The organism is Maricaulis sp. (assembly GCF_048269565.1).
Lineage (GTDB): Bacteria > Pseudomonadota > Alphaproteobacteria > Caulobacterales > Maricaulaceae > Maricaulis.
Genome location: NZ_JBLXIK010000002.1, coordinates 47,540 through 69,595 on the forward strand (window position 1 = coordinate 47,540; position 22,056 = coordinate 69,595).

Here is a 22,056-nt window from a genome sequence, read left to right on the forward strand (position 1 = left end):
TTGGGAGGTGTGCGGGACGCGGCGAATGCCGTTTAGCGCAATAAGTAAGTGAGACATTCGAAACGTCCCGCACGTGGAGATTTGCTCGGACGCCTTACGGCCCCCGTCTCGAAACCGGAATGGACTGTGCGGTCGAGCTTTGTGCCGCCTTTCCTCTCCGGTGGCCACGCCGGGGCTTAAGGGTGTCATACCTCAGCCCGGACGAGCTCCACGCTCCCGACCGCCGCGAATGACTGAGCTCACGCCTCCCGTGCGACCGGAACAGGGAGATTATGCGCCAGGGTGCAGGGGGTGGGGATAAGTTTGATGATTTTTCGTCATCCCGGCGCAGGCCGGGACCTCGATATCACGGGCTCCGACCCTGTCACGTCGAGGTCCTGACTTGCGTCAGGATGACGTGGGATAATTTGCGGAGGGCGGGGATAAGTGGGCGCAATCTCGCCCACCGCCTCATCTCCAAAATCAATACCTTGTCATCCCGGACGGATGCCCGGACGCGTCAGCGATCCGGGCGCAGATCCGGGACCTACCCGCTGTTCCAGTTGGCCGCACGGGTAGGTCCCGGATCTACGCCCCGCCGTCGCGGGGCATCCGTCCGGGATGACAAAATTTTTGAATTTATGAGTGAAATAGTGGCCCGAAGACCGGTCTCACCCCGCCGGCAAGTTCTCCAGAAAGAAGCGGATCGTGTTCTCGCCCATCACGGCGCGGATATCCGCCTCGCTCAGGCCAGCGGCCAGCAGGCGATCCGTCAGCACGGCGTATTCCGAAGCGTCAAAGGTCGCGGTGATGGTGCCGTCATAGTCCGAACCCAGCGCGACATGCTCGACGCCGAGCAGATCAATCGCGGCCATGATCGTCGCGGCGACGCCTTGAGGGGTGTCGTCACAGGTGACGTCTTCCCAGAAACCGATGCCGATGACGCCGCCGCGCCGGGCGACCTCCAGCATCAGATCGTCGGGGATGTTGCGCCGGGCTTCGCAATGGCCGTGAATGCCGGTGTGGGAGATGACCAGCGGGACATCGGTCATGTCGAGGACATCGCGGACCACGGCCTGGGAGGAGTGGGCGAGGTCGATGATCATGCCGCGCTCGACGATGCGGGCGACGGCGGCGCGGCCGAAATCGGTCAGGCCCGTGTCGGAGACACCGTGCAGCGAGCCGCCGAGCTCATTGTCGAAGAAATGCTGCAGGCCGATCATGCGATAGCCTTCATCATACAGGCCGTCGATATTGGCCAGATCGCCCTCGAAGGGATGACCGCCCTCGGTGGCGAGAATGCCGACCAGCACATCGGGATCCCCGGCGCGGCGTTCCAGGGCAGCGGTGAGGTCGCCGCGCGTGCGGGCGACGACAAATTCACCGTCCGAGCCATCGGCCAGCCGGTTGAGGCGGCGGGCATGGAAGCGGGCGCGGGCATAGATCGAGGTCCAGCTGTCGAGCGGCCAGAGCTGGACGATGGCGAGCGGGGTGATGTTGTCACTGTCGGCGGTATTGCTGTCGTAATTCATGTCGGCCGGCGTCTTGGTGACGCTGGAGAAGACCTGCAGCGCGACATGACCGGCGCGCAGGCGCGGCAGATCGGTATGACCGCGGCGGTTCCAGCGATTGGGGTCGCGCATCCAGAGCAGCATGTCGGAATGCAGATCGGCGACGCGCAGGCTGTCGTGCAGGGCAGTCGCCTCGGCGGAGATGACATAGGGCTCGTGGGCGGTGACGACATTCATGTCGTGGTCGAGCTTTGCCGGAAGGATGCCGAATATGCCAATGGCCGCTGCCATCAGAAGCGCGCCCGCCACTATCAGAACAATACGCATTTTCTTCCCCGGATCTGTTTGACCGCGAGAGTGCCACAGCGCGCCGGTCTTGCAAGCAAAAGGGAGACAAACAAGAGGGCCGCCCGGTCTCCCGGACGGCCCTCCCGATCATTTCAGACTGTCAGTTCTATTCGCTGTAGAGCTCGGAGATTGACAGTGTCGCCGAGGCGTTATTGCCCTGGCTGTAGGAGCCGATCCAGATGTCATAGACTCCGGATGCGGCATTGTTGAAGCGCAGGGCCGGGTTCAGGCCGGCATTGCCGCCATCATCATCGCAGAACCAGTTGCCGTTCGGATCATTGATCAACAGGGTCGTGTCCGAACTGGACGCGGCCGAGATGATGAGCGGCAGGGAGCCGGCCGAATAGGTCAGCTCGAAATCCGGTGCCGAAGCGACCCAGCCGGCGCAGCCGGAGCGGACGCTGTCGGCCCGATAGCCACCACCCGAGGTGATGCTGACGCGGTAGGGATCAGGCTGGAAGCCGGCCCGCAGCGAGACCGAGCCATAGGCGGCCGGAGCCGACATGTTGATGCCGGAACGCGGCTGTGGCCGGGGTTGTGGACGGGGCTGTTGGCCCGCGACCTGGCCGATCTCGGAGATGGACAGCGTCGCGTCGGCATAATTGCCCTGGGAGTAGGAACCGACCCAGATGTCATAGCGGCCGGAGGCGAGATTGGTCAGCGTGACGAGCGGGTTGAGGCCATTGCCGCTGTCATCGTCGCAATACCAGTTGCCATAGGCGTCATTGACGACCAGCGTCGTGTCCGAGCTGGAGACGGCACCGATGGTCAGCGTATCAAAGCCGCCAGCGCTGTAATTGACCGAGAAATCCGGGGCGTTGGCAATCCACCCGCGGCAGGAACTGCTCAACGCGGACGCGCTGCGGGCGCCGCCGGAGGTGAGGTTGACGGTATAGGGATCAGGCGTGAAGCCGGCGCTCAGATTGACGCTGCCGAAGGTCGCCGGGGCATTGGTGTTCGGCGCACCGGACCCGCCCTGGGTCAGGCCGACTTCGGAGACCGAGAGAACGGCGGCGGCGTAATCGCCCTCGCTATAGGAGCCGATCCAGACGTCATAACGGCCGGAGCGCGGATTATTCAGCTGGATCAGGGGATTGAGGCCTTCACCGCTATCATCGTCGCAATACCACTCGCCATTGGGTCCATTGACCAGCAGCGTCGTGTCGGAGTTCGAGGTCGAGCCGATCGTCAGGTCATAGCCGCCGGCATTGTAATTGACCGAATAATCCGGTGCGTTGGCAACCCAGCCCCGGCACTGCGAGGACACATTGCTCGCCCGGATGCTGCCGCCGGAGGTGATGTTCACCCGGTATGGATCCGGCGTGAAGCCGGCATTGAGGTTGACGCTGCCATAGCTTGGCGGTGCCGAGAAATCCTGGGCGAGCGCGCTGCCCGCCATCAATGCAACCGACGCAGTCGCCAGCAAAAACGTTTTCATTGTAATTTCCCCTTTCAGATAGCCGGAGGCCTGACCCACCCCGTGCAAGCCGGCCCGGCAAATGCCTGATGGGCATACTACGAGGTTTCTTTAGTGAACCCTAGCTGAATAAAGGTCTTTTCGGACCGAATTTCGCAAAATAATCCGGTTTCAGGGCCGGCCGGCCGCGAGTAGCGCCGACAATGCGCCGTCAAGAACAGGCTGGAGTTCGGCCGCATCGGCGGTTTCGCCGCGCTCCAGGGCGCCCGCCAGATGGCCAAGCCGCGACAGACCGATATTGAGTGCGGCCCCGCGCAGGGCATGCGCCTTTTCACGCACCAGGGCCTGATTGCCCGCGCAGCCGGCGTCATGGCACGCGGCGGTCAGTGATCTCAGGTCTGCGGCAAACTGGGCCTTCAACTGGTCAAAGACTTCGGGCCCGACGGCCGCAACCAGCGCGTCGATTGTCGCCGTGTCGATCACCGTCTGCTGACGCCAGTCCTGAATCTGCCCCGCCATAACCTCTGCCCCCATGCCGTCAATTCACCACCGCTCTTGCCGGAACTCATACCGCCTGTCGCATGTCGAAACCAGACCGGAGGAACAGCCCCGGTCAGAGGCGCGCATATTTCATGCAGCCGCCAAAACCGCTTCATTTACTTCTTTTCGCGATAACTCCAGCAGACCAGCCGCACTCCGTGCATGCCAAGGAAAGCCGCTCATGGGCAAACCTCTCGACAAGAAACTCGGCCTCTACGTCAACCTGGCCGCATTGGTAAGCCTGATTGCGACAATCCTGGCGATCTATTTCTTCGTCGGCAGCCTCAATGCCAATGCCCGCCAGACCGATCGGCAACTTCTGGCCCAGAGCCTTGTTGCCGCCGCCGAGCAAAACGAGTTCTGGGCCGCAGACTACGGCTGGTGGTCCGTGGCGCTGGACTATTTCAATGACGGCGATACCGACGCGCTGGCCGCCAGCATGGCCGCCCCGATCCAGGATCATGCCGGATTTGATTTCGTGATCCTGGCGCAGGAGCCGCAACAACGCGTCTATGGCTAGGACCGTGCCACGGGAATGACGGTCCGTGACGACATCATCGAACCGGCCGGCCTGGCAGCCATCCGTGAAGACCTCGCCGAACAATATGCAGCCGGAAACTTTCTCGCCTCCCACTTCCTGCAGATCGGCGATCGCACCTATATCGCCTCGGCGACGGTGCTGGGCGAATATGAGGACCGTGCCGACACCGATCCGGCAGCCGACGCCCTGCTGATCATCGGCAAGGAGATGAATGCGGCCTTCTTCGCCTCGATCGAGCAGCACTATCTGGTCAATGGCATCCGCTTCATGCCGGCGGATGCGCCCGCGATCGACGGAGCCGAGCCGGTACGGGATGCGCACGGACACCAGGTCGGCCAACTCGTCTGGGAGCCTTCCCTGCCCGGGTTCAATACGCTGCGTGTCGTTTTTCTGCCCCTGATCGCCTATTCGCTCATTTTTCTGATCGCCTCGCAACTGATCGGCCTGCGCGCCCGCCGGCTGGCGCGCCAGGCCGAGGCCAATGAGCAAAGGGCCCACCAGGCCGCCGCGACCGACAACCTCAGCGGTCTGCCAAACCGGCATGGCTTCGCGCAGTTCATCAGTTCGGACATCGCGATCGAGGCTGCCCGGAACGGCCAGGCCGCTGCCATCTATATCGATCTGAACGGGTTCAAGGCGATCAATGACAAGGCCGGACACCAGACCGGCGACCTGGCGATCATCGAGACGGCGCGGCGTTTCCGGGCCGCCCTGCCATCCGATGCCTATCTGGCGCGCATGGGCGGCGACGAATTCGCCTGCATCCTGCTTGGCGATGAGGCCGGCATGCCCACCCTGGAGATCGCACGCACCCTGCTGTTCTCGCTGCATGCGCCGGTCATCTGTGACGGGCGCTCGTTCGAGCTCGGCGCGGCGGTCGGCATTTCCGAATCCCGTCCGGACGCGGTGAAGGATTTCGCGACCATGATCGACGAGGCGGATCTGGCGATGTATCGCGCCAAATCCGACGGGCTGGACCATCCGCTCTATTACGACAGCGAGTTCGCCGTGATGGACGGGGAGCGCCGCGCCCTCGATGCCGATATGGAAGCCGGGCTGGAGCGGGACGAATTCCATGTCGTCTATCAGCCCATCGTCAACGCCAGGACCGGCGAGACGGTATCCCTGGAAGCGCTGCTGCGCTGGCAACACCCGGTCCGCGGCGAAGTCTCGCCTGATATTTTCATCCCTGCCGCCGAGCATTCCAAGCTGATCCACCGGCTGGGCGGTCTCGTCCTCGATACGGTCTGCCGCGAATTCGACCACGCGCCCGGCGTCACCGTGTCGATCAATCTGTCGCCGACCCAGCTCAACGACCCCGATCTGTGCAGTCGTTTCCTCGCGCGCCTGAAAGAGCATGGGCTGACGCCGGCCCGGATCGAGCTCGAACTGACCGAATCCGTGGTGATCGAGGATTTCGAACGCACCAAGGCCCGGATGGACGAATTGAGCCAGGCGGGTTTCCGCTTCAATCTCGATGATTTCGGCACCGGCTTTGCCAGCGTCAGCTATCTGCACACCCTGCCCTTCAGCAAGATCAAGGTCGACAAGAGCTTCGTCGATCTGGTCGGCAAGAGCGAAAACGCCAACAAGATGTTGCAGGCGATCTCCCTGATGAGCGACGCCATGCAGCTGGAAACCGTCGCCGAGGGCGTCGAGACCGAGGCCCAGGCCTCGCTGCTGCGCCTGCTCGGCTTCAATTATATGCAGGGTTGGTATTTCGGCCGCCCGGCCACGGCCGCAGCCCGGGCACAACAGGGCACGCCTGACACCGAACCGGCAGCGCGAGGGGCGGCGGTCGGAGGCTGACCGGGCCGGCTACAGGCCGGTGAAGACCTGGAACAATCGCAAGAGCGGATCCTGGAAGCGCAGCTTGCCCTCGGTCAGCGCCAGGCAGACGCACTCGCCCTCATCGCCAATCCGGATATCGTGTTCGACGCCGGGATCGGCCTCCTCGACATCACCGCGCTGATAGCGCTGCTCGCCATCATAGAAACTGCCCTTGAGCACCAGGGTGAGCTCGGAGCCACGATGACCGTGATGCGGGATCGCGACGCCGGGACGGGCCCGCAAAAGCCAGAGGCGTTCGTCGTCGCCGCCCCGCCACAGCATCGCTTTCTCCAGGCCGGGCCCGAGAAATTCCCAGCGCAGGCGCAGATCGCCTTCGGCCATGAAGGCGCGCACCGCGTCAGGCAAATAGTCAGGCAGGGCCGCGCTGTCGGCCTCCGGTGTCGCCGCCTCGGCGACTGCCGTATCGTCGGCATCGCGGGCGAAAATGTCGTCGATGTCGAACGACAGATCGCCCCCGGTCGGCGCATCAATGCTCTCGAGCATGGCGCCGCCGATGCGCGTGATCGCTGCCGCCTGCTCACGGGCAGCGGGCGAGAGTTCGAGATGGGCCTGCAACAACACATCCTGACCGGGCGTCATCGCCGCACCGGCGGCATGGTCGAGATACCATCCATCATCCAGGGCATAGCCGCGCTGGCTCATTGGAACTCTCCCAGGCTGGTCTTCAGCTTGTCCATGGCAAGCCGGATACGTGATTTGACGGTGCCGAGTGGCAGGCCGAGACGGTCTGCGACCTCGCGATGCGACAGGCCCTCCATGAAGGCCAGCTCAAGCACGCGGCGCTGATCCTCCGGCAGACCGGTCAGCGCCTGGTTGACCGCAGCAACATCCTGCGTCCGGCCATAGAGTGTGTCAGCGGCATGGGTTTCACCGGGCTGCAATGAGGGATCGGTCAGGTCGGCGCGCGCCGCACGGGCCTGTTTGCGAAAGTGATCAATGTGCAGGTTTCGCGCGATCGTATAGACCCAGGTCGACACGGCAGACTTGGCGGCGTCATAGCTCTCGGCCCGGCGCCAGATCGCCAGCAACGCCTCCTGGGCGAGATCATCGCACAGGGCCGGCGGCAGGCTTCGCCGCATCAGGAAGCCACGCAAGCGCGGCGCAAAATGGTCGAACAGGATCTTGAAGGCTGCGCGGTCGCGATCAGCCGCCACCCGCGCGACGAGTGACGCCAGCGCGGCGCCATCCAGCGTCCCTGCCTGCGTCGCCGCGGCCATCCCGATTCGCCCCTTTGCCAGGCTGCCCGGAGCGGACAGCCAATCACAGCCTTGTATGTGAGCAATAGCGTACATGCTTTGCCTACGATGTCAGCCCGTCACCGGATCACAGACACGGCCAGTGATCCGCAGCCCTCGCGCTGGCGTAGACCCGGTATGGAAACGCAAGATCAGACGCACAGCGCGCAATCAAGCCGCCGGGGCCGCAACATTGCCGTCATCGGTTCGGGTATCGCCGGCCTCGCGGCCGCCTGGCGGCTGGCCCTGGTCCACAACGTCACCCTGTTCGAAGCGGCGCCGCGCCCCGGCGGGCACGCCCATACGGTTGATGTCGCAATCGACGGCCGAAGCATTGCTGTCGACACCGGTTTCATCGTCTTCAACCCGGCCAATTATCCCAATTTCACTGCCATGCTGGACCTGCTCGGCGTCGAGACCGCCCCCAGCGACATGTCCTTTGCGGCATCGATGGACGGACACGGGTTCGAATATTCCTCGCGGCCCGGCGGCCTGTTCGCCCAGAAGCGCAATCTCTTGCGCCCGCGCATGTGGCAGATGCTCGGCGATCTCTTGCGCCTGCACGCGCAGTCTCGCGTCTTCGATGCGACATCGGAACGTCGCAGCCTTGATGAATTCCTGCGCGATGAGGGCTATTCGCGCGCCTTCCGCGACGACCATATCCTGCCCATGTGTGCCGCGATCTGGTCATCCCCGGTCTCGCAGATGCGGGACTATCCGGCGCGCGCCTTCTTCGAGTTCTTCCGCAATCACGGCCTGCTGCAGGTGATCGACCAGCCAGCCTGGCGCACCGTGACCGGCGGCAGCCGCCACCATGTCGAGGCGCTCACCGAGCTGTTCATCGGCAATCTGCGCCTGTCGACGCCGGTTCGCTCCGTGCGCCGCACCCGCGAGGCGGCCATCCTGAAGCTTGAGAGCGGCGAGACGGCCCGCTTTGACGAGGTCATTTTCGCCTGCCATAGCGACCAGGCCCTGAAGCTTCTCGCCGACGCCTCACCGCAAGAGGCCAGCCTGCTCGGAGCGGTGCGCTATCGCGATAACCTCGCCGTGCTACACACCGATACACGGTTGATGCCACGCCGGAAATCGGCCTGGGCGAGCTGGAACTATCTCGACTCCTCGGTGAATGAAGGCGAGGACAGCATCAGCCTGACCTACTGGATGAACCGGCTGCAGCCCCTGCGGACGCAAAAACCCCTGCTGGTCACGCTCAACCCGGCCGTCGAGCCGGCGCCCGGGCTGGTGCTGCACACCGACCATTATGCGCACCCGGTTTTTGACGCGCAGGCGATTGCGGCACAGCGCCGGATCCATGAGATCCAGGGCGCCAATCGCAGCTGGTTTTGCGGCGCCTGGCTGGGCTCGGGCTTTCATGAGGACGGGCTGCAATCCGGGCTCGCTGTCGCCGAGGCCCTCGACGCACCGCTGCGTCCCTGGGGTCTGAAGGGCATGACGGGACGCATCCACTGGCCGGACCACCATGGCGCCGGGCGTGTCGCTGCCGGATGACCCCGCTACCCGCCTCCCTCCTGGCCGGCGACATCGGTCATACCCGCCTGACCCCGAAACGGCATGTGCTGCGCTATGGCATGCAGTCTGTCCTGCTCGATATCGACGGGCCGGAGCTGGCGGCGATCCGCTCGCCGCTGTTTTCGGTCAACCGCTTGAATCTCGTCAGCTATCATCCGCGCGACCATGGCCGCGGCGACGCGGCCCTGCGGCCCTGGGTCGAGGATCAACTGGCGGCCGAAGGCGCGGATTTCGGGTTGGGCCGGGTCCAGATCCTGACCGCGCCGCGCGTGCTCGGCCTGGTCTTCAATCCGGTGACGGTGCTGTTCTGCCATGACCGCGCGGCGGTGCTGCGTGCCGTCATCTTCCAGGTCAGCAATTTCCATGGCGGGCGCTGCGCCTACACTTTCGTGCTGCCGCCGGAGACCGCAGGGGAAACGCTGCGGTTTTCCTGCCGCAAGCGCTTCTTCGTCTCCCCCTTCAACGACACCGACGGCGAATACCGTTTCCGTCTCGACCGTGACGCCGACAGCCTGCGCCTGGGCATCCAGCTCTGGCGCGACGGCGCCTGCGTGCTCGGCGCGGTCCAGAAATGCGCAATCCGGCCGCTCGACACCGTCGGCCTGCTGGCAACGCCGCTGTCGCTGGCCCTCAACACCCCGAAAATCGTCGGCGCCATATTGTTCGAGGCCGCACGTCTTCGCCTGAAGGGGCTGAAGATGTATACTCCCCGGCACGGCTCCATCGACACCAGACCTTGGAGGCATTGATGGCTACCTATTCGGACCACGCTGATCGATCCGGCCAGCCGAAACCGCCCGGCGCGCTGGACCGTTTCGTCGCCAGCCGCCTGCGCCGCGCGCTGGCCGGGCTTGATGACGCCCACCTCATGATCCAACTCCCCTCCGGCTACCGCGTCTCCTGCGGCAATCCGAACGCAAGCCAAGTGGCCGAGTGGCGGGTGGAACGCTGGAATGCCGTCCTGCGCCTCGGCGCCAGCGGCGCGCTCGGCTTTGCCGAAGGTTATGTGAATGCGGAATGGGAGACGCCCGATCTGCGGGCCCTGCTCGACGTGCTGGCGCGCGCCTTCGACCGGATCGATCTGGCCCGGGCGCGCAGCGGACCGAGCCGCATCTTCGGCCAGGTCCAGCACTGGCTCAACGCCAATACCCGCCAGGGTAGCCGCCGCAATATCGCCTTCCACTATGACCTCGGCAACGCCTTCTACGCGCTGTGGCTCGATGAGAGCATGACCTATTCCTCCGCCTGTTTCACAGCACCGGACCAGACCCTCGAGGCGGCCCAGGCCGAGAAATACCGCCGCATCTGTGTCGCGGCCGGGCTCAAGCCGGGCGATCATGTGCTCGAGATCGGCTGTGGCTGGGGCGGGTTCGCCGAGGTTGCGGCGCGCGATTTCGGCTGCCGCGTCACCGGCGTCACACTCTCGGCCGAGCAACTCGCCTACGCGCGCGAACGGATCAGCAAGGCCGGGCTGGCGGATCAGGTCGCGCTGCAATTGCGGGACTACCGCGATGTCGATGAACAGTTTGATGCCATCGTCTCGATCGAGATGTTCGAGGCGGTCGGCGAGGCGCATTGGCCGGTCTATTTCGACCGGCTCGCCCATTGCCTCAAACCGGGCGGTCGCGCTGCGCTACAGATCATCACCCTGCGCGAGGATGATTTCGACGACTACCGCAACACGGTGGATTTCATCCAGAAATACGTCTTCCCCGGCGGCATGTTGCCACCCCCCTCTGCGCTGGCCCGCGAGGCCAGGCGCGCGGGACTGGAGGATCTCGGCGCCGACATGTTCGGCGAGGACTATGCCGAGACCCTGCATCGCTGGCATCAGCGCTTCAACGCCGCCTGGCCACAGATCGGCGAGCTCGGCTTTGACGAGCGCTTCGCGCGGATCTGGCGCTATTACCTCGCCTATTGCGAGGCCGGGTTCCGCTCGGGCCGCTGCGATGTCGGACAATTCGTCTATCGCAAACCGCCTGCGGCCTGATCGCTGCGCCTGACTCACGCCTCTGGACCGCGCTGCCGATCCGCCGTCAAATGGCGATCAACGCATCGAGCACACAGCGGGAGTTGCCGGCCTTGGCTTGCAGGACAGCACAGCGCATGCGGACAGTCTGGCGCGCCGGCCTGCTGGCGCTCGCCTGTCTGGTTCCGGCCGGACCTGCCCTGGCCGAACAGGCGCTGGTCGCGGTTGCCGCCAATTTCACCGAAACGGCGCGGGCGCTGCAGGCCCGGTTCGAGCAATCGGGCGAACACACCCTCATCCTCACCTCCGGCTCGACCGGCCGCCTCTACGCCCAGATCCGCCATGGCGCCCCGTTTGACGTCTTCCTCGCCGCCGACACGGCAACACCGCAAAGGCTGGAAGCCGAGGGCAGCACCGTCGCCGGCACCCGTTTCACCTATGCCATCGGACGGATCGCCCTGTGGTCGGCGGGCCGTCCGGACCCGGACGAGACGCTCGAAACCCGATTGCGCCAGGGCGATTACCGCAATATCGCCATCGCCAACCCGGCGCTTGCCCCCTATGGCGCTGCCGGACGCGCCGCGCTTGAGGCGATGGATTTGTGGCCACAGGCGCAGGACCGGCTCGTCACCGGCGAGAGCATTGCCGCCGTGCAGGCGATGCTGGCGACCGGCAATGCCGATCTCGGCTTCGTCCCGGTGGCGCAGTTCGCCGGCTCGCATCTGCCGGACGCGGTGCAATACTGGGAGATCCCGACCGACCTCTATCCACCGATCCGCCAGGACATCGTGCTGACCGTGCATGGCGAGAACAATGCCGCGGCGCGGGCCTGGCTGGCGTTTCTGGCGAGCGCACCGGCGCAGGACATCATCCGCGCCCATGGTTATGGGGTGGCAGAGTGATGCCCGATCTCGGCCCCCTCTGGCTCAGCCTGGCGCTGGCGGCGATCACGACGCTGATCCTGCTGGCACTCGGCACACCGCTGGCCTGGTGGCTGGCGCGCACGCGCTCACCGCTGAAACCGGTGCTCGAAGCGCTCACCGCCCTGCCACTGATCCTGCCGCCGACGGTGATCGGCTTCTACCTGCTCATCCTGCTCAACCCGACCTCGCCGATCGGCAGTTTCTGGCTCTCCCTGACCGGCACCACGCTGACTTTTTCCTTTGCCGGCCTGGTGGTCGCCTCGGTGATCTATTCCCTGCCCTTCATGGTGCAGCCGCTGCAAAGCGCCTTCGAGAGCGTCGGGCGCGGCCCGATGGAGGCGGCGGCCAGTCTCGGCGCCTCGCCGCTGGACGCCTTCTTCAGCGTCGCCGCACCGCTCTCGATCCGCGGCTTTCTCACCGCCTCGATCCTGAGCTTTGCCCATACGATCGGCGAGTTCGGCGTCGTATTGATGGTCGGCGGCAGTATTCCCGGCCAGACTCGGGTGATCTCAATCGCGATCTTCGAACAGGTCGAGAGCCTGCAATATCACGACGCGCATATCCTCTCGGGCGGGCTGATCGCCTTTTCCTTCATCACCCTGCTGATCGTCTACAGCCTCAATCGCCGGTTCCGCCTCCATGTCGGATGAGACCCTCTCCCTGCAGCTACGCTCCCGGCGCGGCGAATTCCGGCTCGAAGTCGAGGCGGAGATTTCGCTCGCCGGCATCACCGCCGTGTTCGGCCCCAGCGGTTCCGGCAAGACCAGCCTTCTGCGCCTGGTCGCCGGTCTCGACCGGCCCGATCAGGGCCGCATCGCGCTGGGCCAGGATGTCTGGAGTGATCGCGGCATTTTCGTCCCGGCGCACAGGCGCCCGGCGGCGCTGGTGTTCCAGGATGCGCGCCTGTTCGGCCATCTCAGTGTCGCCGGCAATCTCGCCTATGCCGAACGCCGCGCCGGCGCGGCCGAGACCCGTTTCGCCGCCGAAACGATCATCGAAACCCTTGATCTGGCACCGCTGCTGGAGCGCCGTCCCGCCTCGCTCTCGGGCGGCGAGGCCCAGCGTGTGGCGCTGGCGCGGGCGCTGTTGAGCCAGCCGCGCCTCTTGCTGCTGGACGAACCGATGGCCGGGCTCGATCATGCCCGCAAGGCCGAGCTCTTGCCCTATCTCGACACGACATTGCGGCAATTGGGCATTCCGGCGCTCTATGTCAGCCATTCCGTCGAGGAAGTGGTGCGTCTCGCCGACCGTGTGCTGGCGCTGTCGCAAGGCCACGTCGTCGCGATGGGGCCGGCGGAAGACGTGCTCGACGGGCTCGATATTGCGCCGCTGGAGCGCGATTTCGAGGCCGGCGCCATCCTGGCCGGCCGGCTGGTCGATCATGATGAGCGCCTGCAATTGAGCCGCATTGATCTCGGCGGCCAGATGCTTGAACTGCCGATGCCGGCGGCGCTGCAGCCGGGAGACACCGTCAGGCTGCGGATCCGCGCCCGCGATGTCGCCATCGCCACCCTGCGACCGCAGGAGATCAGCATCCGCAATGTCCTCGATGCCCGCATCGTCAGCATCGCCGCCGCCGATAATTCGCCCTATGCCGACCTGCTGCTCTCGGTCGGCAGCGGCCAGCTGAAAGCCCGGCTGACGCGCGCCTCGGTGGAAGCGCTGCAGCTGTCGGAGGGCCAGGCGGTCTATGCCCTGGTCAAGAGCGCCAGTTTCGACCGCGGCGCGGGCTAATCGCCGCAGCCGCCCGCCTGCGGCTTTGCCACCATGTCCCGACAGCGTATGAGCAGAGACGAACCCGTCACCAACCGAGGATTCTCCATGACCCAGGCCGCATCCGACAAACCCCTCGCCGGCCTCAAAGTGCTGGAACTGGCGCGCGTGCTCGCCGGGCCCTGGATTGGCCAGACGCTGGCCGATCTCGGCGCCGACGTGATCAAGGTCGAGGCGCCGCGCGGCGATGATACCCGCCATTGGGGACCGCCCTGGGTCGAGCATGAGAGCGGCCGGGCGGCGGCCTATTACCATTCCTGCAATCGCGGCAAGCGCTCGATCGCGCTCGATTTCAGACAGGCGGACGACCGCGAGACCGTGCTCAAACTGGTCGATGGTGCCGATGTGCTGGTAGAGAATTTCAAGGTCGATGGCCTCGCCAAATACGGGCTCGACTATGACACGCTGAAGCAACGCAATCCGCGGCTGGTCTATTGTTCGGTCACCGGCTTCGGCCAGACGGGGCCTTATGCCCACCGGGCCGGCTATGACCTGATGATCCAGGCGATGAGCGGCATCATGGATCTGACCGGCGAGCCCGACGGGCCGCCGCAGCGGCTCGGCGTGGCCTTCGCCGACATCTTCACCGGGGTGTATGGCGTGATCGGCATCCAGGCAGCGCTGGCCCAGCGCGAGAAGACCGGGCTCGGCCAGCATGTCGACATGGCGCTGTTCGACACCATGGTCGGGGTGCTCGGCAATCAGGCGATGAATTATCTCGTCACCGGCGTGGCGCCGCACCGGATCGGCAATTCACACCCCAATATCGTGCCCTATCAGGAATTCGCCGCCAGCGATGGCCATATCATCCTCGCCTGCGGCAATGACGGCCAGTTCGAGCGCCTGTGCGCCCTGCTGGAATTCCCGCCGGACGTGCTCGCCGCCAATCGCACCAATGCCGAACGCGCTGCCAACCGGACGGGGCTTGTGGCCCAGATCGCGGCGGCGATGGCGCGCTTCACCCGCGATGACCTGCTTGCGGCACTCGAAAAGGAAGGCATTCCGGCCGGCCCGATCAATACGGTCGAGCAGGCCTTCAACGATGTCCAGGCCCGCCATCGCGGCCTGGCGACCGAAGCCGACGGCATTCCCGGCATCCGCAATCCGATCCGCCTGTCAGGCAGCGAGGTCGGCTCGGGCGAGCGCTCCCCGGGCCTCGACGAGCATGGAGAGACAATCCGGAAAAATCTCTGGGACTAGCTCGCCGCGCCGCGCCGGCGCAGATACCAGTATCCGCCGCCGGCAAGAGCGAGCGCGAGCAGGAGGCCGCCAAGCCAGTTGGGCCAGACCGGCGCGTTGCGGGCCTCGACGGCGCGCGTCAGTTCCGACGCCACCGCCGCGGCCTCATCGGCGCCGCGCACCTCGGTGCCTACAGCTTCGCCAACCAGGGCGAGTTGGTAGAAAGACGGATCCTCGCTTTCGACACCGAGCGTGACCAGCGTGCCATTGACCGGCGCATCGGGCGCGTAGCGGACAATTTCCAGCGCCTTGAAGGCGCCCGCCTGATTGTCCCTCCAGGCACGGCTGTCGGTCAGCCGGATCAGGATCGGCCGCCCCCCGGAGCGGACATAGCGCATGCTGCGCCAGGAATAGGCATTGATATCAGTCTGGAAAATCACCGTGCCATCCGCCTCCATGACGGTCATTTGCGGACCATCATATCCGCCGGAACCGTGGTGAAGATGGATGCCGATGACGCCGCCGCGCTCGGCCTCGACGCGGAACCAGTCCTCATCACCCTCGGCCAGACGGATCACCTGATAGAAGGGCAGATCGATCGGCAGCGCCTGGTCGCGATGGTCATTCGGCTCGAAAGCGTCAAAGGGCGGATCGAGGCGAAGCCGGCCCTGGATTTCCATCGGCTGGCCGTCGGCCCGGGCCTGGCCCTGCAAGACCAGCTCATGGCGACCGCTCGGCAGCACGACCAGCGCCGTCGATGCAGCTTTCTCATCACGCGCCGGCGCGCTGAGTGTGACCGCATCCAGCCCGTCGGGCGCGGCCATCAGATCGAAAACCGGCAGGCCCGCAGCACGGGCGTCAAAGCGCAGGACGGCGCGGCCCTCGCCATCGAGCCGGATCGTCTCGAACCGGCCCGGCTCCACGGTTTGCGGGCGCTGGGCAGCGGCGTCCGGCGTCAGCGCCAGAGCCAGAGCCAGCGCAGAAAGAATAACGAGCCGCCACATCATCCGCTCTCCGGCTGGGCCGCTTCGACGGCCGAGGCAATACGGGCGCGGGCGCGATCCAGGCTCAGCAGGTTCGACCGCTCGTTCCGGGCCGCATTGCGGACGCGCAGCAGATCGGCTTCGCCCAGGCGGCTGGTGCCGAACTCGGTCCCGGTGTCAGACGGTTGTGAATTGATGCCCCAGCTGGCGCGGACATCGCTGCCATCGCGATTGCGGCTGCTGCCATAGTAAATCCCGTAGGACCGGGTCTGGTACTGGGCGATACAGCGGCCATCGGGCAAGGCCCGCTCGAGATAGCTGTGCTCGACCAGGGTGATGGTATCGAGATGGCGGCCACCATCCTCGACATTCACTTCATAGCCGCGCCAGGTATCGAGCTCGCAATTGACCACCGGTGCCGGCGGCGGCGCCTGCTCCGGCGGCTCGGGCGGATCGCGCTCGGGCGCGCGGTGACGATTGATCAGGGCGTCGAGCTGGCGGGTTGCCGCAACGACATTGCCGTCACAGGTCTCGGCGCCATCGGTGAAGGTGGCATAGCGCCATTCGCCGGAGCGCGGATCGGCGGAGGCGGCGAACACCTGCCGGGCCCGCGCATGTGCCTGCGCCAGCGGCGTGCCGCCGGCCGGCCGCACGGCGGCAATGCGGGCACGGACCACGGCCCGGTCGCGGGTGAAATCGAGCGCACTGACGGAGCCGCAATCGCTGAAGCTGACCAGGGCGAATTCGACCTCACGGCTGTCCGGCAGCCCGTCCAGGGTCGAGTCGATCCCGGACTTGGCGTTGACCATGCGGTTCTGCTCATCCATCGAACCGGAGCCATCGAGAATGATCAGGAGCGACAGCGAAGGCGCCGGACCGATCCGGTGCCAGAGATCCTCGCCGCCCCGGGCGGTCGTGTCGCCACCCCGCGTGGATTCGAGCCCGGACCAGAACAGGCCGCGCGGCCAGAATTGCGGTTCATTGACCACAGCGGCGGTGCGCGGGTCAGCATCCTGACGACCGCCACCAAGGCCGATCCTGACCTGGAGATCGCCATTCTCGTCCTCGGCAGTGGCGGCCTGTTCAAAGTCGAGCTCGCCCTGCCAGCGTGTCTCGCTGCCGGTCATCTCTACCTGCGCCCCGCCGACCTGGACGCGCGGCGGCTCGGTCACCGGCGCCGACAGGGTCAGGCGCAGGCGCCCGGTGCCCGTCGCGGGCGCGTCGCGGGCGGTCTCGACGTCGAGCACACGCTCCGGATCGCCCAAGGCGCCCCGCGTCAGGCTGGACTCGGCGTCATAGTCAGGACCACCGCGCCATTGGGCCGAATAGACCACCTGGCCACCGCCGCGCACCTCGATCGCCTCGGCATAGACGGGCAATGGGTCCACCAGGATCTGGTTGGAGGTATCAGGCTCCTCGCCGGGCGTTTGCGGCAGGCCGTCAGTCCAGGCTCCGCGCGTCGAGCGCGCGAAGACCGAAATCGGCTGCGCGCCGCGCATCGCTTCATAGGCATCCGCTTCGGGGATATCCGTGCTGGCCCGCCAGACCCGGGCATTGCGCCAGCGGCCCTCCAGGGGCTGCCCCGCAAACAGGAAGGCTTCGTCCTCGGCGTCGCGCTCCATATCGGTATCGAATTCGATCTCGATCTGCAGGCGCTCCCCGGCTGGGACCGGCCAGAAGGCCTGATCCTCTACCGGCGGCGGTGGCGGCGGCTGATTGAAAATATCGTCGCCGCCCGCGGCGGCAATGGGTTCTGGGGCCGGTGGCAGGCTGTCGCTGTAATAGAGATCGCGCTCACGGCCCGAGACTTCGATGCGGGCAATCTGCGGCGGACGCACGGCGCGTTGCAGCGCGAAGCGACCGACACTGGCGCGTCCCGGATCCGCGTCATCACTGCCGGTTCGGGTGACGAAGAGGAAGGCCTGCTGAGCGTCATTGAACTCGATTTCGGAGAAGATTTCCTCGACCGAAAAACGGATACGGTTGTCGCTCCAGCTTTCGATATCGGTGATGGCCATGGCGGATTCCGGCGTCAGGCCGATCCGCAATTCACCACGTGTGTCACCGAAATGCCGGCCATTCAGCGTCAGCGTGTCACGCGTGTCCTCGAGTACCGCGACGAGACCGGCTTCGGCCTCGACCGCGTCATCGGAGAAATCCACCACCGGCGTTTCATCGCACCAATTGGCGACCGAACGATAGGACAGGCCCTCCTCATCCATCTCGAACGCGCCGCTCCGGTCAGCGCGGAAATCCCAGGCGACATAGCCGGGATGCAGCGCGCCAAGCCCGTCGCCGTCGAAATCGGGCGAACTCCAGCTCGCGCTGGCGACCTCGCACAATGGCGTGGCGGCCTCGCGTTCGCCGTCGACAATTGCGGAGAGGTATTCATCCACCAGCGCGCTCTGCTCGTGGACCCCGCGATAGAGACGCTGGGCCAGGATGCGGCAGGTGGCGCGTTCGAAATCCTCTGGCGAACGACGCAGACCGGGCAGGATGTCTTCCGAACGGGCGCAAAAATAATCGGCGCCGGCGCGATTGAAGAAGCCGAACACGGTATGGGCATCGCGGCCGCGGCTATCGATCGGCGGCAAGGTCGTCAGACTGGCCGGCTCGAGATAGCTGGCGATCGGGAAGCGATCGCCGGTCGCGACCCCGAGCATGGTGCCCAGTCCGCCGCGCGCGACATCGGTCCCGTCGCTGTCGGCATAGGCGCTCAAGGCCACCCGGCCAACGATCCGCGTCATCTCGGCCGCATCGGTCCTTGATGTCGTGATCACTCCGCCCGACGCACCCTGGATATCGGTCAGGCCAAGCGCATCGGTTGCCTCCAGCAAGTCGCCAGCCGGCAAGGCAAAACGGATCGTCGAGCGGGCCAGGTCCGCAATACGGCCGACACCAATGAACTCGGCGCCGAACCCGGCGAGCATGGAGCTGTTGGTGGCCCAGATGTCGAAACATTCCGGGCCCGGACCGGCAGGCGCTGCCGAAGAGAGTGCCACGGAATCGATGCCATAGCCGCCATATTCGCTGCTGCCGAAATTCTCGATCACGGCTCGGAAACCGGCGCTGCTGCAGGCCAGCATTTCCTCGCGCTGCTGCGATACAGGCAGCCCCACTTCGGCATTATAGGTGACGCCGTGAGCACGGGCGGTGTAGCGCTCGCGCGTCATGTCCCAGGCGCGGTAATCGCCGACGCCGGGATAGGTCGAGCTCTCGCCCTCATGGCGCCAGACCGGAATCGAGATCGCCGAGGGCGGCGGCTCGGCATCGATATCGAGGCCGACGGCAAGATACAGCCCGCGCAGCGCGCGCGAGGCCAGCTGGACTGTGGTATCGACCAGGCCGACTTCCGGCGAGGACAGGGCGTCGGGCACGCCCGTGGTCGACTGGTGCCCGTGAATAATGCCGGTAAAGCCGCCGGTCAGGATCGCCTTGAGCGGGTTGAGGGCTGCCGCATTGGCATTGTATTCCGGCGCGCCCCAGCGCTCGAACATATGGCCCATCGCCCAGCGGTCCTGCAGGAAATGCTGGGCATAGCCTTCATAGGCCAGCGCCATCAGCTCGGCTTCGCGGATGGCATCACCATGCAGTTCCAGATCTGCCGGACTGGTCGCCCGGGACCGCATCGCGGCGGCCCGCCGGGCCAGGTCGAGCGCGGTGGCATGCAGGCGCTGATAGGAGCGCGTCGCTTGCGAGCCAAAATGCGAGGCGTTGAAGGCGCCGCCCTGCCAGACCATGTAATTGTGGCAATCGCCATAGGTGCCGGCCGGCATTTGTCCGCCGGGAACGGGCGGACAGAGTTCATTCTTGTTGATCCAGTCATAGATCGAATAGCTGAAATCAGGCACGCCGGCGAAATTGGCTGCGCCCGGAAGGGTCCGGCGCGGCAGCCCCATCACCGCAGCCGGGTCGGGCCAGGCGCCCTCGATATCGCCAATCTCGCGCCGGAAATAGCCGCCATTGAGATCATAGACGGTCAGTTCGGTATCCGGCGTCAGCCCCCAGGGGGAGCCTGGCGCGGCCCGATCGAGCGCCAGCTGGGCCAACCAGGCATGCTCATTCTCCCGGCAGGCGGAGGTCGAGGTCTGATGACAATTGTAAAGCGCCGCCCATTTGGCGTGATCACTATCGGCCTGGTGGCGTCCGGTTGCAGCCCCGGCGGGGCGCACCGGATGATCCTTGGTATCCCAGGCCAGCACGCCGATCACCACCGCGCCCGTCAGCGCAGCCAGCCCGGCCCGGCCGATCCAGCGTCTCACGGTCCCGGTGCGCACCAGCTGTCCTCCTCCAGGAAAAGTGTCGTGAAGGCCGCGACGGCGGCGTCGAGATCACCGGCGGCGCGGCGGGCATAGCGCTCGCGGCAAGGCGTCGGGCAGTCGGAAGCCGCCACGCACTGGCGCAGATGCGTCGCCCGCGCGCCATCGCCTTCCGGCTCATCCACCGCCAGACAGGCATAGACCGTGTCGAGGCATTGCCCCCATTGCGCGATCGCGTCGTCGAGACGGGGGTCGGTGATCATCACCATTGTCGCCTCACCGGTGCCGCCATGACCGGTGGGCCGCTCGGAGAGCACGACGCGGCACTCCTCGGCGCAGTCCGGATCGAATTGCGCTGTCGCCGGCTGCCAGAGGTCCGGCGGCGGCCGATCGGCCAGAAACCGGACGCCGAGAAAGCCGAGAATCAAGAGCAGGATGACGAGGGCGGCGCCTGCCAGCGCACGCCTGCCCAGACCAAACCAGCCGCGCTTCGCGGTGGTTTGCTGCTCGTCTTCCGAAACCATACAGCCCTCCCGCTGTTCGCCTATAAGGACATCACAGGGAGTGCTTTACAACCAAAAACTTGCAACCGGGGTCAGGCGAGGCGCCGGTTTACCGCCTCAGGAGGCGACCAGGGTGACCTGCTCGGTGGGGACGTCCCAGGGCAGGTGGTGGTTCTGGAGCATGACCAGGTTTTCCGGGCTGATGACGCGGCTGCCGCCCTGATAGCCGAGCAGTTCGGAGATCGGCTGGTCGAGATGTCGGGCCAGCAACAGGGTCTCGTTGGACGAGAAATTGGTCAGGCCGCGGGCGCATTCCTCGTCGGCCTCGTTATAAATGTGCAGCACATCACCCTTCTGGAAATCACCGTGAATCGAGACGATGTCATCGCGGTCAACGCCGAGATCACCGGCGAGCATGGCATCGATCCGCTCCTGCTTGAGCACCAGGCTGCCGGCCATTTGCAGGCGATTGGTCAGCCAGACCGCCCAGGAGGAGGCCGGCGTGCCCTTGGCGACGCAGCGCGTGTGGCGGCGTTCCTTGGCCAGGATAGAAGAGATCGGACGCTCGATAATGCCGCGGGCGATCAGCGTCTCGCAGCCGGCATCCTGGGCCATGTTGGCCGCGTGCATCTTGGTCAGCATGCCGCCGCTGCCCAGCGCGCTCGTGCTGTCGGTCACCGCCAGGTAGGAGCTGACATCATCAATGGTTTCAATGAACTGAGCGCCCGACTCTGACGGGTCGCGGTCATAGAGGCCATCGACACTGGTCAGGATGATCAGATGATCGGCCTGGATCATGTGCGCCACCTTGGCTGCGAGACGGTCATTATCACCAACCCGGATCTCCTGGGTGGTGACCGTGTCGTTCTCGTTCACGACCGGCATGACGCCGTGCTCGAACAGGCGCTGGATCGTATTGCGGATATTGAGGAAACTGCGGCGTTCCTCGATATCGCCCAGGGTCACCAGGACCTGGCCGATAATGAAGCCGTGTTCGGCGGCGACCTGGCCATAGGCATTGAGCAGAAGCGGCTGGCCGCAAGCGGCGGCAGCCTGCTTGTCGAGCACATCGGCTTCCTCGGGGGATTTGTCCACGGCATTGAGGCCAAGCGCGACGGCGCCGGAGGATGTCAGAACGACGTCATAACCCTGCTCGCGCAGATCCGCGATATCGCTCAAGAGCCCGTGCATAAAGGCATATCTCAGGGTCAGTCGTTTGCTGTTGGCCAGAAGGCTCGAGCCAATCTTGACAACAATTCTCTTGCGCGCACTCAAAACAGGTCTCCGTTCGAAATCAGGGGGGTCAATTTGTGAATATCCGTGTACATATACGATCAAGCCCCGAGATTCAACGGAGCTGCACATGTAATCGCGCTCATAATTTAAATTCACACACTGCCTTTGCTCTGTCTCTTATTTCTGCTCTTCACATCGAACTTTACTTAGTTCTGCAATGCTCACAGAGTTTGAATTGGGTGTGCTTATAAGTTACTACCCACAACAACTTGAGCACCG

At 65.2% G+C, this 22,056-nt stretch carries 18 protein-coding genes; 9 read left to right on the forward strand and 9 right to left on the reverse strand.

Annotated elements, in window-relative coordinates; all coding sequences use genetic code 11:
* Positions 1–650: 650 nt before the first annotated feature.
* From ACN0YL_RS03690 to ACN0YL_RS03700, 3 genes are all read right to left on the reverse strand, one after another.
* Positions 651–1,817, reverse strand: coding sequence for a dipeptidase (locus ACN0YL_RS03690; RefSeq protein ID WP_417497072.1), 1,167 nt, complete (start codon positions 1,815–1,817; stop codon positions 651–653).
* Positions 1,818–1,944: 127 nt separating this feature from the next.
* Complete coding sequence (locus tag ACN0YL_RS03695; RefSeq protein ID WP_417492449.1) at positions 1,945–3,276, reverse strand: hypothetical protein; 1,332 nt, start codon at positions 3,274–3,276, stop codon at positions 1,945–1,947.
* A 150-nt stretch (positions 3,277–3,426) separates the two neighbouring features.
* Positions 3,427–3,789, reverse strand: a complete 363-nt coding sequence (locus ACN0YL_RS03700) for an Hpt domain-containing protein (protein WP_417497073.1) — start codon at positions 3,787–3,789, stop codon at positions 3,427–3,429.
* 187 nt (positions 3,790–3,976) lie between these two features.
* Here ACN0YL_RS03700 and ACN0YL_RS03705 point away from each other — a divergent pair, with 187 nt between their 5' ends.
* Positions 3,977–4,315, forward strand: a complete 339-nt coding sequence (locus ACN0YL_RS03705) for a hypothetical protein (RefSeq protein ID WP_417497074.1) — start codon at positions 3,977–3,979, stop codon at positions 4,313–4,315.
* A 15-nt stretch (positions 4,316–4,330) separates the two neighbouring features.
* Positions 4,331–6,145 carry a putative bifunctional diguanylate cyclase/phosphodiesterase gene (locus ACN0YL_RS03710; RefSeq protein WP_417497075.1) on the forward strand — a complete coding sequence of 605 codons (1,815 nt, stop codon included), beginning with the start codon at positions 4,331–4,333 and terminating at the stop codon, positions 6,143–6,145.
* A gap of 9 nt (positions 6,146–6,154) precedes the next feature.
* Here the strand turns inward: ACN0YL_RS03710 and ACN0YL_RS03715 are convergent, their stop codons facing one another.
* Together ACN0YL_RS03715 and ACN0YL_RS03720 are read right to left on the reverse strand one after the other, a co-directional pair.
* Positions 6,155–6,829: a ChrR family anti-sigma-E factor gene (locus ACN0YL_RS03715; protein WP_417492452.1), complete on the reverse strand. Its 675-nt coding sequence runs from the start codon at positions 6,827–6,829 to the stop codon at positions 6,155–6,157.
* Positions 6,826–7,404, reverse strand: coding sequence for a sigma-70 family RNA polymerase sigma factor (locus ACN0YL_RS03720; protein WP_417497076.1), 579 nt, complete (start codon positions 7,402–7,404; stop codon positions 6,826–6,828). Before ACN0YL_RS03720 ends, ACN0YL_RS03715 begins: the two co-directional genes overlap by 4 nt.
* Before the next feature lie 156 nt (positions 7,405–7,560).
* On the opposite strand from ACN0YL_RS03720, the gene ACN0YL_RS03725 reads away from it, so the two are divergent.
* From ACN0YL_RS03725 to ACN0YL_RS03755, 7 genes are all read left to right on the forward strand, one after another.
* A complete protein-coding gene (locus ACN0YL_RS03725) occupies positions 7,561–8,931 on the forward strand; it encodes an NAD(P)/FAD-dependent oxidoreductase (protein ID WP_417497077.1) in 1,371 nt (456 codons plus the stop codon).
* Positions 8,928–9,701, forward strand: coding sequence for a DUF1365 domain-containing protein (locus ACN0YL_RS03730; RefSeq protein ID WP_417497078.1), 774 nt, complete (start codon positions 8,928–8,930; stop codon positions 9,699–9,701). The genes ACN0YL_RS03725 and ACN0YL_RS03730 overlap by 4 nt, the downstream gene beginning before the upstream one ends.
* Positions 9,701–10,942, forward strand: a complete 1,242-nt coding sequence (locus ACN0YL_RS03735; RefSeq protein ID WP_417497079.1) for a class I SAM-dependent methyltransferase — start codon at positions 9,701–9,703, stop codon at positions 10,940–10,942. The genes ACN0YL_RS03730 and ACN0YL_RS03735 overlap by 1 nt, the downstream gene beginning before the upstream one ends.
* A gap of 116 nt (positions 10,943–11,058) precedes the next feature.
* Positions 11,059–11,823, forward strand: coding sequence for a molybdate ABC transporter substrate-binding protein (gene modA, locus ACN0YL_RS03740; protein ID WP_417497080.1), 765 nt, complete (start codon positions 11,059–11,061; stop codon positions 11,821–11,823).
* Positions 11,823–12,494: a molybdate ABC transporter permease subunit gene (modB, locus tag ACN0YL_RS03745; RefSeq protein ID WP_417471121.1), complete on the forward strand. Its 672-nt coding sequence runs from the start codon at positions 11,823–11,825 to the stop codon at positions 12,492–12,494. Before modA ends, modB begins: the two co-directional genes overlap by 1 nt.
* Positions 12,484–13,578 (forward strand): molybdenum ABC transporter ATP-binding protein, encoded by a 1,095-nt coding sequence (gene modC, locus ACN0YL_RS03750; protein WP_417497081.1) that lies wholly within the window; start codon positions 12,484–12,486, stop codon positions 13,576–13,578. Before modB ends, modC begins: the two co-directional genes overlap by 11 nt.
* An 87-nt stretch (positions 13,579–13,665) precedes the next feature.
* Positions 13,666–14,817, forward strand: coding sequence for a CaiB/BaiF CoA transferase family protein (locus tag ACN0YL_RS03755; RefSeq protein ID WP_417497082.1), 1,152 nt, complete (start codon positions 13,666–13,668; stop codon positions 14,815–14,817).
* On the opposite strand, the gene ACN0YL_RS03760 is transcribed toward ACN0YL_RS03755, so the two are convergent.
* The 4 genes from ACN0YL_RS03760 to proB all read right to left on the reverse strand — a co-directional run bounded on the left by ACN0YL_RS03760 (position 14,814) and on the right by proB (position 21,816).
* Complete coding sequence (locus ACN0YL_RS03760; RefSeq protein WP_417497083.1) at positions 14,814–15,800, reverse strand: hypothetical protein; 987 nt, start codon at positions 15,798–15,800, stop codon at positions 14,814–14,816. The genes ACN0YL_RS03755 and ACN0YL_RS03760 overlap by 4 nt on opposite strands.
* On the reverse strand, positions 15,800–20,056 hold the full coding sequence (locus ACN0YL_RS03765) for a VWA domain-containing protein (protein ID WP_417497084.1): 4,257 nt from the start codon (positions 20,054–20,056) through the stop codon (positions 15,800–15,802). Before ACN0YL_RS03765 ends, ACN0YL_RS03760 begins: the two co-directional genes overlap by 1 nt.
* Positions 20,038–20,562, reverse strand: a complete 525-nt coding sequence (locus ACN0YL_RS03770) for a hypothetical protein (protein ID WP_417492462.1) — start codon at positions 20,560–20,562, stop codon at positions 20,038–20,040. Before ACN0YL_RS03770 ends, ACN0YL_RS03765 begins: the two co-directional genes overlap by 19 nt.
* A 96-nt stretch (positions 20,563–20,658) precedes the next feature.
* The gene (proB, locus tag ACN0YL_RS03775; protein WP_417497085.1) at positions 20,659–21,816 is read right to left on the reverse strand and encodes a glutamate 5-kinase; all 1,158 of its coding nucleotides are present in this window, start codon (positions 21,814–21,816) and stop codon (positions 20,659–20,661) included.
* Positions 21,817–22,056 lie beyond the last annotated feature (240 nt).